The sequence below is a fragment of the Streptomyces sp. NBC_01460 genome (assembly GCF_036227405.1).
Lineage (GTDB): Bacteria > Actinomycetota > Actinomycetes > Streptomycetales > Streptomycetaceae > Streptomyces.
Genome location: NZ_CP109473.1, coordinates 3,904,075 through 3,916,621, shown reverse-complemented (window position 1 = coordinate 3,916,621; position 12,547 = coordinate 3,904,075). Strand labels below are relative to the sequence as shown.

Genomic DNA, 12,547 nt, shown 5'->3' with positions numbered 1-12,547 from the left:
CTCCCCCCCGGCGGGGGTCGTCGCATGTCCGGATGCGTTTTCGGCAGGGGGTCGGGCTCGCCTTCCCGCAGTGCCCTTGACGCTCCCACTCCTCTTCCGGTGATCCACCCGATCATGCACCGTCACTGTGCGTAGTGGAAGAGGTGCGCTCCGAAAGTCCCCTGTTCGAGCTATGGAGTTATTCACAGCGCTGGAGTTCTCCACAGTTCTTGAGCAAGATCCACAAGTTTTTCCGAGCGGCTGCATGGTGATTCCACCCGCGAAGTCCGTGGGTTCCGGAATCGCGCATCTCGGAAGCGTTCGAGATCCCCGCGAAACCGCACTGAAGGGACAGGGAGAAGGGGGCGGAGATCGTGGCTGGATCTATCGCAGGGGAGGACCTGCCGAGCGCCGAAGGGCAGCGGGGCGGGCCGTTGATCGTGACCGAGGACGCGGATCTGCTCGATGATCTGCTCCGGCTGTGTGCTGCGGCCGGAGCGGTACCCGAGGTGCACCACGGGCCTCCGGGGGAGAGGGGTGGCTGGGAGCGGGCTCCGATCGTCCTGGTGGGTGACGACGCGGTGCAGCGGTGCCGGGGAGTGTCCCGCCGGCCCGGCGTCATGCTCGTCGGGAGGGACCAGGACGACCCTGATGTATGGCGCCGCGCGGTCGAGGTCGGGGCCGATTACGTGCTGAGGCTGCCCGATTCCGAGAGCTGGCTCGTCGACCAGATCGCCAACGCGGTGGAAGGTGTGGGCAGGACCGCGCTCACAGTGGGAGTGATCGGGGGGCGTGGCGGCGCCGGCGCGTCCACGCTGGCCTGTGCGCTGGCGGTGTCGGCGGCGCGATCGGGTCGGCGGACGATGCTGGTCGATGGTGACCCCTTGGGCGGTGGCATCGACGTGTTGCTCGGTGGTGAGGAATCCGAAGGCTTGCGCTGGCCGGATTTCGCCCGTTCGAAGGGAAGGGTGGGCGGAGGGGCGCTGGAGGAGTCACTGCCTGCGTTGCACGGGCTGCGTGTGCTCAGTTGGGGTCGGGGCGACGAGGTGGTCGTGCCGCCACAGGCCATGCGGTCGGTACTCGCCGCAGCGCGTCGGCTCGGCGGGGTCGTCGTCGTGGATCTGCCGCGTCGGGTCGACGAAGGCGTGGCCGAGGCTCTCGCGCAGCTGGATGTCGGGCTGCTCGTCGTGCCCGGTGAGCTGAGAGCGGTCGCGGCGGCGCAACGCGTGGCCTCGGCGGTCGGCATGGTCCTGGAAGACCTGCGGGTCGTCACCAGGGGGCCCTACACGACAGGTCTGGACGAGCAGTGGGTGGCGCAGGCACTGGCGCTTCCTCTCGTCGGTGAACTGCCCATGGAGGCGGGGTTGCCCGCGGACCAGGACAACGGCGTGCCCCCCGGCGGCAGTTCCCGTGGCGCACTGGCTCGCTTCTGCGCGGCTTTCTGGGACCTGGCGGATCCACCGGGTCGCTTCGACGCTGCCCCGGCGTGGGCGTCCGGGGGCGGGACATCATGACTGACGCGTTGCTCGACGCCGTACGCCAACGGCTGGCCCGGAGCGGTGCGGCGCCCACTCCGGCCGGGGTGGCCGCAGCCCTGAGGGAACAGGGACGCCTGCTCGGCGACGCGGAAGTCCTCGGTGCGGCCGAGGAGCTGCGGGGCGAACTGGTCGGCACCGGAGTGCTCGAGTGCCTGCTGGCCGATCCGGCGGTGACCGATGTGCTGGTTTCCGCTCCGGACCGCGTGTGGGTGGACCGCGGCGGTGGACTCGAGCTGACGCAGGTCACCTTTCGGGATGCGGCGGCCGTCCGGAGGCTGGCTCAGAGGCTTGCCGCGGTAGCGGGCCGCCGGCTGGACGACGCCAGGCCATGGGTGGACGCCCGCCTGCCGGACGGGACGCGTATGCATGCGGTTATGCCGCCGGTGTCCGTCGGTTCGACGTGCCTGTCGCTGCGGGTGGTGCGGCCCAGGGCCTTCACGCTGGCGGAGCTGGTGGCAGCGGGGACGGTCCCGCCCGGTGGTGACCGGTTCCTGGCCGCGCTGGTCGAGGCCCGGGTCTCCTATCTGATCAGTGGAGGGACGGGGGCGGGGAAGACGACTCTCCTCTCGAGCCTGCTGGGAGCGGTGGGGCGGCGGGAGCGCATCGTGCTGGCCGAGGATTCGGCGGAGTTGCGCCCGGACCACCCGCACGTGGTCCGCCTGGAGTCGCGTCCCGCCAACCAGGAAGGCGCCGGGCAGGTGACGCTGCGGGACCTCGTGCGCCAGGCACTGCGTATGCGGCCCGACCGGCTTGTGGTGGGAGAGGTCCGAGGCGCGGAGGTGACAGAGCTCCTGGCCGCGCTCAACACCGGACACGAAGGTGGGTGCGGCACGGTCCACGCCAACGCGGCCGAGCATGTTCCGGCGCGCCTGGAGGCCTTGGGTACTGCTGCTGGTCTCGATCGGGCGGCCCTGCACAGCCAGGTCGCGGCGGCGCTGTCCGTGGTCCTTCACCTGGTACGGGACAGGGACGGGCAGCGGAGGCTTGCCGAAGTGCATGTGCTCGAGCGGGATTCCGCAGGTCTGGTCGTCACGGTGCCCGCGCTTCGCTGGGGCGCGGAGGGATTCGAGCCCGAGCCGGGCCGGGATCGGCTCGGCGCGCTGCTCGGGGAGCGAGCGTGACGGGGGCGGGCTCCGGCTGCCTGACGCAGATCCCCGGCTGGGTCATGGCGGGTTGCACGGGACTGGCAGGGGGTTTGGCTGTGGCGCGGGACCCGGGGGCACGACGAGCGCGGGCTCTGATGCGACAAGGACGGGATGCGCGGTGGGTCCCTGCGGCCGGGGGGATGCTGCGCACGCTCTTCGAGGGGCGGAAGGAATGGCTGTGTGCCCCTGTGGCGGCCCTTCTCGCTGCGCTGGGCGACTCGGTGCTCCCCCTTCTCGCGGGAGCCGTGGCGATCCCGCTAGTGAGGCGGTGGCGGCGACGGAGAGCACGGCGGCGTGGGCGTGAGCAGGCGACCGACGCGGTGATGTCACTCTGTGGCGCCGTGGTGGGCGAGCTGCGCGCGGGGCGTGAGCCCGGAGAGGCCTTGCTCGCCGCCGCACGGGGCGCCGGAGCGCTGGGAGCGGCCGAGTCCGCTGTACTGGCCGCTGCGCGGTTCGGCGGCGACGTGCCCGGCGCGCTGCGTCAGGCGGCGAGCGGCCCCGGTCTCGACGGTCTGGCGGGGATGGCGGCCTGCTGGCGTGTGGCCGTGGATGGCGGAGCGGGGCTCGCGGCAGGTCTGGCGCGTCTGGAGAGTGCGCTGCGGGGCGAGAGGCGCCGACGGGAGGAGCTGCGGGCGCAATTGGCAGGGGCGTGGTCGACGGTCGCGGTCCTGGCGTTGCTTCCCGTGATGGGGATGGGGCTGGGGGCGGCGCTCGGGGCGGACCCCCTGCGGGTTCTGCTGCACAGCCCGGGCGGACTCGTCTGTTTGGCGGCGGGAGGCCTCCTGGAGGCCGCGGGCCTCGTCTGGGCCGCGCGGATCGTACGGGCGGCGGAGGCGTGAACGGGATGCCTGGTCCGGCGGAGAGCCTGGGAACTGCCGGCACGGTGCTGGGCACAGCCGCGTATCTCGCCCTGCTGATCACCACCCGACGGCGTGAGCGGGCCGTGCGGAGGCGGGGTGCGCTGCTGACCGACTGCCGCCCGAGCGCGAGGAAGCGGGGGTGGCCCGGCCTGACGGCGTCGGGCGGAAGCAGCGCCCGGCGGTGGATGGTCTTCCTGACGGCCTGGGCGACCGGTTGGATCCTCGTCGGCGGACCGGCCGGTTGCGTGGTCGGCCTCGTGGTGGCGTTCGGAGTGCGGTGGTGGCACGACACCAGGAGAGGGCGGCAGGCCGTCGCCCGGGACGCGGAGGCTGCCTCGGTCGCTCGGCAGCTGCCCCTCGCAGCGGATCTGTTGGCGTCCTGCATCTCGGCGGGTGCCGGACCGAGGGACGCGGCGGAGGCGGTCGGTGAATCCATGGCCGGCCCGGTCGGCGAACAGCTGGCCCGTACGGCGGCCGAGCTCCTGCTCGGCGGTGAACCGGCCGAGGCGTGGGGGCGGTTCGGGGAGATACCCGGCGCCGCGCCCTTGGCCCGCTGCCTGGAGCGCGCCGCGACTACGGGAGCGCCTGCGGCGGAGCCCGTGTCCCGGATCGCCGATGAGATGCGTGCCGAGCGGGCGAGTGCGGCCGTGGCACGGGCGCAGCGGGCGGGTGTGCTGATCACCGCGCCGGTGGGGCTCTGCTTTCTGCCCGCCTTTCTGGCGGTGGGTGTGGCACCGGTGGTGATCGGACTTGCGACGGGGCTGCTGCACGGCAACTGAACGGGCGGAAGCTCCCGAAGCTCCCCCCGGACCGTGGCCCGGCCTGTTCGTAGTGCTCGACCTCGACCTCGACCTTGACCGAAGTTCCGAACGAGACGACGCGAGATCTGACCATGAGATCTGACCATGGGGGTTGGAATGAAAGCGGTGTGGCTGTTTCAACGTGGGCTGCGTGGGCTGCGCCGAATCTGGGAGGCGAGGTTCGGCAGGAGTGCCCGGCGCGTCTGCCTCGACCGGGGGATGACGACCTCCGAGTACGCGGTGGGGACCATCGCCGCCTGCGCCTTCGCGGCGGTCCTCTACAAGGTGGTGACCAGCGGAGCGGTGTTGTCGGCGCTCCAGTCGCTGATCAAGGACGCCCTCGATGCGAAGTTCTGAGGTGCGGCGGAGGGGCCGGTGCCGTGACGGCGGCGCGGTGACGGCGGAGGCCGCCATGGCTCTCCCTGTGCTGGTGGCCTTCGTGCTCGCTCTCGTCTGGGCGCTGGCGGCGGCCGCGGATCAGATTCGCTGTGTGGACGCCGCACGGGCAGGAGCGCGGGCTGCGGCCCGGTCTGAGCCGGAACACGCGGTACGGACCGCGGCGCGGGAAGCGGCGCCTGGCAGGGCCCGGGTCGCGGTGGAGCGGGTCGGGGAGTTGTGGCGGGTACGGGTGGAGGCGCCGACGCCGGGGCCCGGCCCACTGGCCCTGACTCTGAGCGCCGAGGCGGTCGCTCTGGCCGAGGAGACGGTGGGAGCCGACCTGTGAGGAGGCCGAGGGGTGGCACGGGGGACCAAGGGCTGGCGACGGTCTGGGCCGCCGTCACGACGGCGACGCTCTGCGCGGTGTTCGCCGTGGTGCTCGCTCTCGGCCAGGCTGTGGCCGTGCGGCACAGAGCCGGTGGTGCGGCGGATCTGGCGGCGCTCGCCGCAGCCGACCAGGCGCTGCGAGGCGCGGGAACGGCGTGCCGGGCGGCGAGAGAGGTCGCTGAGGCCCAGGGAGCGGAGATCGTGCGCTGCGGGGTCCGGGGCGAGATCGCCGACGTGACGGCCCGTGCGCGCTTCGGTCCGTACGCACCGGCGGTCCGGTCGAGGGCGGGGCCGGCGGAGATCCCCGTGCCGGCGCTGCGCGCGGCGGTGGCGTTGTCCGCCGCGGACCGTGGGTAGGCGGATGCCCTCAGCCCTCAGCTCCTTCCGGGCCGGGCTCCTGGGAGGTCTGCGGCCGGGGCCTTTCCCCGAGATCCGGTGGCGCGGTTCTGAGCAGTTCGGTGAGGAGGCGAACAGCGCCTCGTTTGTGCAGGGGCTCGTTGCCGTTCCCGCACTTGGGGGACTGGATGCAGGAAGGGCAGCCCGCCTCGCACTCGCAGGACGCGATGGCCTGACGTGTGGCCGTGAGCCACGTACGGGCGGTGTGGAAGGCGCGCTCCGCGAAGCCGGCACCTCCCGGGTGGCCGTCGTAGACGAACACCGTGGGAAGGAGCGTGTCGGGGTGCAGCGGGACGGAGACACCACCGATGTCCCAGCGGTCACAGGTGGCGAAGAGGGGCAGCATCCCGATGGAGGCGTGTTCGGCGGCGTGGAGGGCACCTCCGAGGATCTCGGGGCCGATCCGGGCCGCATCGAGCTGGTCCTCGGTGATCGTCCACCACACGGCACGGGTGCGCAGGGTGCGGGGCGGCAGGTCGAGCTTGGTCTCGCCCAGGACCTCTCCGGTGATCAGCCGGCGGCGCAGGAAGGAGACGACCTGGTTGGTGACCTCGACGGAGCCGAAGCAGAGCCGCCCGGAGCCCCAGGGGATCTCGGTGTCGGTCTCCAGCACGGCGATCGCGGTCGTGTCGCGGGCGTTGGTCGAATACGGAGGGGCAGCTTCCTCCACCAGCGCCACCGAATCCTCCAGATCCAGCTTTCGGACCAGGTACGTCCGGCCCTGATGGAGGTGGACGGCGCCCTCGTGCACGGCGGTGTGTGCGGCTGCTTCGTCAACGGTTCCGAGCAGACGGCCGGTGCCCTCCTCGACGATCTGGATCGGGCGACCGCCGCCGCCGCGGATGTCGGTGAGGTCGGCGGCGCGCTCGCGACGTGTCCAGTGCCAGCCTGTCGTCCGCCTCCGCAGCAGCTTCGCGGCTTCGAGCTGCGGCAGGAGTTCGGGCACAGCCGGACCGAAGAGCGCGATGTCGTCTTCGGTGAGAGGCATTTCCGCCGCCGCGGCACACAGGTGCGGGGCGAGGACGTACGGGTTGTCCGGATCCAGGACGGTCGACTCCACGGGCTGCTGGAAGAGCGCCTCGGGGTGGTGGACGAGGAAGGTGTCCAGCGGGTCGTCACGGGCGACGAGGACGGCGAGGGCGCCCTGACCCGCGCGCCCGGCACGCCCGGCCTGCTGCCAGAGGGAGGCCCGGGTGCCCGGGTAGCCGGCGATGACGACGGCGTCGAGCCCCGAGACGTCGATGCCGAGCTCCAGGGCGGTTGTCGCGGCCAGTCCGAGCAGTTCCCCGGAGTGCAGGGCTCGTTCCAGGGCCCGGCGCTCCTCGGGCAGGTAACCGCCGCGATAGGCGGCGACACGCCCGGGCAACGAGCGGTCCACCTCTGCCAGCCGTTCCTTGGCGATGACGGAGATGAGTTCGGCGCCGCGCCGCGAGCGCACGAAGGCGACCGACCGCACGCCCTGGAGGGTCAGGTCGGTCAGGAGATCGGCGGTCTCGGCTGTGGCGGTACGGCGTACGGGAGCCCCCTTCTCGCCGTGCAGCTCGGTCAGCGGCGGTTCCCAGAGGGCGAAGACCATCTCGCCCCGGGGCGAGGCGTCGTCGGAGACCTCCTTGACGGGCAGGCCCGTCAGGCGGCCGGCGGCGACCGAGGGCTGCGCCGCGGTGGCCGAGGCGAGCAGGAAGACGGGATCGGAGCCGTAGCGGGCGCATAGGCGGCGGAGACGGCGCAGCACCTGGGCGACGTGGGAGCCGAAGACGCCTCGGTAGGTGTGGCACTCGTCGATGACGACGAAGCGCAGGGAGCGGAGGAAGGAGGCCCAGCGGGGGTGGGACGGGAGGATGCCCCGATGGAGCATGTCGGGGTTGGTCAGGACGTAATTGGCGTACTGACGCACCCATTCGCGTTCTTCGACCGGCGTGTCTCCGTCGTAGACCGCCGGCCGGACGGCGGAGCCGAGGGGCGCCGCCAGCGCCTTCACCGCGCGACGCTGGTCGGCGGCCAGTGCCTTGGTGGGGGCGAGGTACAGGGCGGTCGTGCCTCGGCCGTTCGGGGCATGCGAGCCGTCGAGGAGGGTACTCAGTACCGGAGCGAGGTAGGCGAGCGACTTGCCGGACGCCGTCCCTGTGGCGATGACGACGGACTCGCCGTCAAGTGCGTGTTCGGCGGCGGCGGCCTGGTGGGTCCACGGATGGTCGATTCCGGCCCGGCTGATTGCCGAGATCACTTCTGGCCGGATGCGATCCGGCCAGATGGCATGGGTTCCCGCACGCGGGGGCAAGTGCTCCGTATGAGTGATGCGCGCTGCCCGGCCCGCCGCTGCGGCGAGCCGGTCGAGAACCACCGTGGGAGAGGGGCGCGAGCCCGCGTTCTCGGGTGGTCGACTGGGGCGGTGATTCTTGGCCATCGGCACCGAGTGTGTCACTGGCGTGACGGACAATGGTCCCAAGGCGTCGTGCATGGCTGCTGGTAAGTGATTGAATGCCATCGCGGCTGGCGATCCGTCCCCTGGCCTCCGTCGGGGAGACCGAGGGGCGACCGCTCGATAGCAAGGTGCTGGAGGATCCGTGGACCTGTCCCTGTCGACTCGCAATGTGTCCGGCCCTGGTGGCGACCGTACGGTCGTCGAGGTCGGTGGCGAGATTGATGTGTATACCGCGCCCAAGCTGCGCGAGCAGTTGGTCGAGTTGGTGAATGACGGCAGCTACCACTTGGTTGTCGACATGGAAGGCGTCGACTTCCTCGACTCCACCGGCCTCGGCGTGCTCGTGGGCGGCTTGAAGCGTGTCCGGGCCCATGAGGGCTCGCTGCGCCTGGTCTGCAACCAGGAGCGCATTCTCAAGATCTTCCGGATCACAGGTCTGACCAAGGTGTTTCCCATTCACACCTCGGTCGACGAGGCTGTCGCGGCTACCGACTGACGGTCGGGTGCAGGCCGGCAGCTCCCAGGCCGACAGGCACGCAGTGACGGACCGGCAGGCGGCAGCAGGCGGGCCGCCAGGGGCAGGTGGTCGACCATGTGGTCGGCTGCCGGCTTCGTCGGTTCCTGGAGGAGAATGAGCAGGGGTACCGGGCGCCACGCCCGGGCCCCTGAGACGCACGCCCATACGTTCGAGGGGGATGGCATGCCAACCGTTGAACTCCGCTTCAGCGCTCAGCCTGAACACGTCAGGACGGCCCGCCTCGTGGCAGCCGCCGTGGCGCGCCGGGCCGGCGTCGACGAGGCGGTGCTCGACGAGGTCAGACTTGCGGTCGGCGAGGCGTGCAGCCGTGCCGTCGGGCTGCATCGGAGCCATGACATCGCCGCCCCCGTCACGGTCGTTCTGACCGAGGACGAGAAGGCCTTCTCCATCGAGGTCGGCGACGGGCTCGTCGCTTCGGGAAGCGGCTCCTCCCTCCCGGGAACGCCTGGTGGAGGTGGCCCGGACGATCCGGAGACGGATGCCGACAGCGAGGACGAGATGGGTCTCGCCGTCATCAGCGGCTTGGTCGACGACGTGGAAGTCCTCACGGGGGCAGACGGCGGAGTGATCCGTATGACCTGGCCGACGACTCCCGCCGTGGTGCTTCCCTGACCCACCCCGCCTCGCGCGGTCCTGCTCCGGCTCGAAGCGGTTCACCCCGCCTCGCGTGATCCGGTGCGCCTTTCGCGGCCCCCGCCTGGTGCGGTGCCGTTCGGCCTTTCACGACTCACTTCCGCTTTGTGCCGGCCCTCCAGCCTCATGCTGGCCTCCCGCCTTGTGCCGCCGCCCGCCGCCTCGCGCTGCCGCCCACCCCCGCCTCGTGCCGCCGCCCCCCCCGCCTCGTGTCGGCCACCCCCGCCTCGTGCCGCCGCCCCCCCGCCTCGTGTCGGCCACCCCCGCCTCGTGCCGCCGCCCCCCCCCGCCTCGTGCCGCCCACCCCCGCCTTGCGCCGGCCCTCCCGCCTCGTGCTGCCGCCCACCGCCTTGTGTCGGCATCGGGCCTCGTCGGACCGTCACGGCCGACTGTCCCGTTCTGCCTGGCGCCTCCCCCGGTTCCTGCTCCCGTCGGCCGGGGCATCCGTAGAGCGCGCTCCTGGCACGCGTGGACCCGCGGAGCCGTACGTCCCGCCGTTCGCCCGACTTTTCGTTCCGGCTTCCGGGGGCCGCCTTGTCGGCACAGCCTTCGAGGCGATCGTGTGATCACGTGTGATCACGTTCTGTGGCCCTGCTGAGCAGGGCCCTTTGCCTTGTTGCTGATCAGTGGTATCCGGAAATTCCATGCGGCCATGCTCCTGTCCCATTACTGCATTCGGGTCCGATCGCGTCCGAGATCATTTGTCATTGGGCGGACGAAAGTCGATTTCATTGACCACCCACTGTTTTGATCAGGCTCTGCTCCCTACAATCCGTCCACGTCTTGAGCGCTCAGCGTCAAGGAGGACGTATGGCGGAGTTCTTCAACACCCCACTCGCAGAACTGGCGCATGTTTCCGTACCTTCCGGCCGCTCCACCCCACTCGCGGCCGCAGTGCTGACCGATGGCAACCGGCTGATCGTCGTCGTCATCGCGGTCGTCGCCCTCGCCGCACTGGTCGTCGCCCAGCTGCTGACACGCCAGGTGCTGGCGGCCGGCGAAGGCACCGAACGCATGAAAGAGATCGCGGCAGCGGTCCAGGAAGGCGCGAATGCCTATCTGGCCCGGCAACTGCGTACTGTCGGCGTCTTCGCAGTCGTCGTGTTCTTCCTGCTCCTTCTGCTCCCCGCCGACAACTGGTCGCAGCGCGCCGGACGCTCGCTGTTCTTCCTGGTGGGTGCGCTTTTCTCGGCAGCCACCGGATACATCGGCATGCGGCTCGCCGTGCGCAGTAATGTGCGCGTGGCCGCCGCCGCCCGTGAGGCGACTCCGGGGGAGGGGGAACCGGAAAAGGATCTCACCGCCGTTTCGCACAAAGCGATGAAGATCGCTTTTCGCACAGGTGGAGTGGTCGGAATGATCACGGTGGGTCTCGGCCTGCTGGGAGCCTCCTGCGTGGTGCTCGTCTACGCCGCCGACGCGCCCAAGGTGCTGGAGGGTTTCGGCCTCGGCGCCGCGCTGATCGCCATGTTCATGAGGGTCGGGGGTGGCATCTTCACCAAGGCCGCCGATGTGGGTGCCGACCTGGTGGGCAAGGTGGAGCAGGGCATCCCCGAGGACGATCCGCGCAACGCCGCCACCATCGCCGACAACGTGGGCGACAACGTCGGTGACTGCGCGGGCATGGCCGCCGACCTCTTCGAGTCGTACGCCGTGACGCTGGTGGCCGCGCTCATCCTGGGGAAGGCCGCCTTCGGGGACTCCGGGCTGGCCTTTCCGCTGATCGTCCCGGCGATCGGGGTGGTCACCGCGATGATCGGCATCTTCGCCGTCGCTCCCCGGCGCGCCGACCGCAGCGGGATGAGTGCCATCAACCGTGGATTCTTCGTGTCCGCCGTGGTCTCGCTCGTCCTCGTGGCGGTGGCCGTCTTCGTCTACCTGCCCTCCTCCTACGCCGAACTGGACGGGGTCACCGATGCGGCCATCACGTCGCACGGTGGGGATCCGCGCGTCTTCGCCCTGGTCGCCGTAGCCATCGGCATCGTGCTCGCGGCCCTGATCCAGCAGCTCACCGGCTACTTCACCGAGACCAGCCGGCGCCCCGTCCGGGACATCGGGAAGTCGTCTCTGACCGGCCCGGCGACGGTCGTGCTCGCGGGCATCTCCATCGGCCTGGAGTCCGCCGTCTACACCGCGCTCCTGATCGGTCTCGGCGTCTACGGGGCGTTCCTGCTCGGCGGTACGTCGATCATGCTGGCCCTTTTCGCGGTGGCCCTGGCGGGGACAGGCTTGCTCACCACCGTCGGTGTCATCGTCGCCATGGACACCTTCGGTCCGGTGTCCGACAACGCCCAGGGCATCGCCGAGATGTCCGGGGACGTCACGGGTGCGGGAGCCCAGGTGCTCACGGACCTGGACGCCGTCGGCAACACCACCAAGGCCATCACCAAGGGCATCGCGATCGCCACAGCGGTCCTGGCGGCCGCCGCGCTCTTCGGCTCGTACCGGGACGCCATCGCCACCGCGGTGGACGACGTGGGGGCCCGGGCCGGGGAGCTCGGGCTGAGCCTGGACATCTCGCAACCGAACAACCTGGTCGGCCTGATCCTCGGAGCGGCTGTCGTCTTCCTCTTCTCCGGGCTGGCCATCAGCGCGGTCTCGCGCTCGGCCGGGGCCGTGGTCCACGAGGTGCGCCGGCAGTTCCGGGAGCACCCCGGGATCATGGACCGCACGGAGAAGCCGGAGTACGGACGAGTCGTCGACATCTGCACCAAGGACGCGCTGCGCGAGCTGGCCACCCCGGGGCTGCTCGCCGTCCTGGCGCCCATCGCGGTGGGGTTCACCCTGGGGGTCGGGGCCCTCGGTTCGTATCTCGCGGGTGCGATCGCCACGGGCACCCTGATGGCGGTCTTCCTCGCCAACTCCGGTGGCGCGTGGGACAACGCCAAGAAGCTCGTCGAGGACGGCCACCACGGGGGAAAGGGCAGCGAGGCGCATGCGGCCACGGTCATCGGCGACACCGTGGGCGACCCGTTCAAGGACACGGCGGGCCCGGCCATCAACCCCCTCCTCAAGGTGATGAATCTCGTCGCACTGCTCATCGCGCCCGCGGTGGTGCAGTTCAGTTACGGCGATGACGCGAGCGCAGGGGTGCGGGCCCTGGTGGCCGTCGTCGCGATCGTCGTCATCGTCGGCGCGGTCTACGTGTCCAAGCGGCGGGGAATCGCCGTGGGCGACGGCAGTGAGGGCCCGGGCGACGGTGGGGGTGGAGACGGGGGTGGAGGCGGCCCCGCCAAGTCCACCGGTCCTGCGGCGGTTTCGTGAGGCGGCAGGGCGACAGAGCACGTGACAGCTGATCAGTGACACGGCGGACGGCGCATGCTGATGCGCCGTCCGCCGTTTCCGTGCCCCACGGCTTCTGCCGAAGAGCGGGAGCCGCATGTGTGTCCGAGCGCGCAGGTGAGTTGTATCTCCCTCACTCCCCTTGGTGCAAATGGCTGCAAAAGAATATATATCGGATGCACGGCGCCT

General features: G+C 70.9%; 11 protein-coding genes. 10 read left to right on the top strand and 1 reads right to left on the bottom strand.

Annotated elements, in window-relative coordinates:
• Positions 1–353 precede the first annotated feature (353 nt).
• The 7 genes from ssd (at position 354) to OG488_RS17320 (ending at position 5,444) form a co-directional block, all read left to right on the top strand.
• Positions 354–1,493, top strand: a complete 1,140-nt coding sequence (gene ssd, locus OG488_RS17350) for a septum site-determining protein Ssd (RefSeq protein ID WP_329230288.1) — start codon at positions 354–356, stop codon at positions 1,491–1,493.
• Positions 1,490–2,638: a TadA family conjugal transfer-associated ATPase gene (locus OG488_RS17345; RefSeq protein WP_329230286.1), complete on the top strand. Its 1,149-nt coding sequence runs from the start codon at positions 1,490–1,492 to the stop codon at positions 2,636–2,638. The genes ssd and OG488_RS17345 overlap by 4 nt, the downstream gene beginning before the upstream one ends.
• Positions 2,639–2,682: 44 nt before the next feature.
• On the top strand, positions 2,683–3,501 hold the full coding sequence (locus OG488_RS17340; RefSeq protein WP_329238753.1) for a type II secretion system F family protein: 819 nt from the start codon (positions 2,683–2,685) through the stop codon (positions 3,499–3,501).
• Positions 3,502–3,506: 5 nt separating this feature from the next.
• A complete protein-coding gene (locus OG488_RS17335) occupies positions 3,507–4,301 on the top strand; it encodes a type II secretion system F family protein (protein ID WP_329230285.1) in 795 nt (264 codons plus the stop codon).
• 138 nt (positions 4,302–4,439) lie between these two features.
• Entirely contained in the window at positions 4,440–4,679 is a 240-nt protein-coding gene (locus OG488_RS17330) for a DUF4244 domain-containing protein (protein WP_406466295.1), read from the top strand.
• Positions 4,666–5,046: a TadE family type IV pilus minor pilin gene (locus OG488_RS17325; protein WP_405693663.1), complete on the top strand. Its 381-nt coding sequence runs from the start codon at positions 4,666–4,668 to the stop codon at positions 5,044–5,046. Before OG488_RS17330 ends, OG488_RS17325 begins: the two co-directional genes overlap by 14 nt.
• Entirely contained in the window at positions 5,043–5,444 is a 402-nt protein-coding gene (locus OG488_RS17320) for an Rv3654c family TadE-like protein (protein WP_329230280.1), read from the top strand. The genes OG488_RS17325 and OG488_RS17320 overlap by 4 nt, the downstream gene beginning before the upstream one ends.
• A gap of 10 nt (positions 5,445–5,454) precedes the next feature.
• Here OG488_RS17320 and OG488_RS17315 read toward each other — a convergent pair whose 3' ends face one another.
• Positions 5,455–7,968 (bottom strand): DEAD/DEAH box helicase, encoded by a 2,514-nt coding sequence (locus OG488_RS17315; protein ID WP_329230278.1) that lies wholly within the window; start codon positions 7,966–7,968, stop codon positions 5,455–5,457.
• A 79-nt stretch (positions 7,969–8,047) separates the two neighbouring features.
• On the opposite strand from OG488_RS17315, the gene bldG reads away from it, so the two are divergent.
• From bldG to OG488_RS17300, 3 genes are all read left to right on the top strand, one after another.
• Positions 8,048–8,401 carry an anti-sigma factor antagonist BldG gene (gene bldG / locus OG488_RS17310; protein ID WP_093799810.1) on the top strand — a complete coding sequence of 118 codons (354 nt, stop codon included), beginning with the start codon at positions 8,048–8,050 and terminating at the stop codon, positions 8,399–8,401.
• 204 nt (positions 8,402–8,605) lie between these two features.
• Positions 8,606–9,055 (top strand): ATP-binding protein, encoded by a 450-nt coding sequence (locus OG488_RS17305; RefSeq protein ID WP_329230274.1) that lies wholly within the window; start codon positions 8,606–8,608, stop codon positions 9,053–9,055.
• An 831-nt stretch (positions 9,056–9,886) separates the two neighbouring features.
• Positions 9,887–12,340: a sodium-translocating pyrophosphatase gene (locus OG488_RS17300; RefSeq protein WP_329230272.1), complete on the top strand. Its 2,454-nt coding sequence runs from the start codon at positions 9,887–9,889 to the stop codon at positions 12,338–12,340.
• Positions 12,341–12,547: the final 207 nt, after the last annotated feature.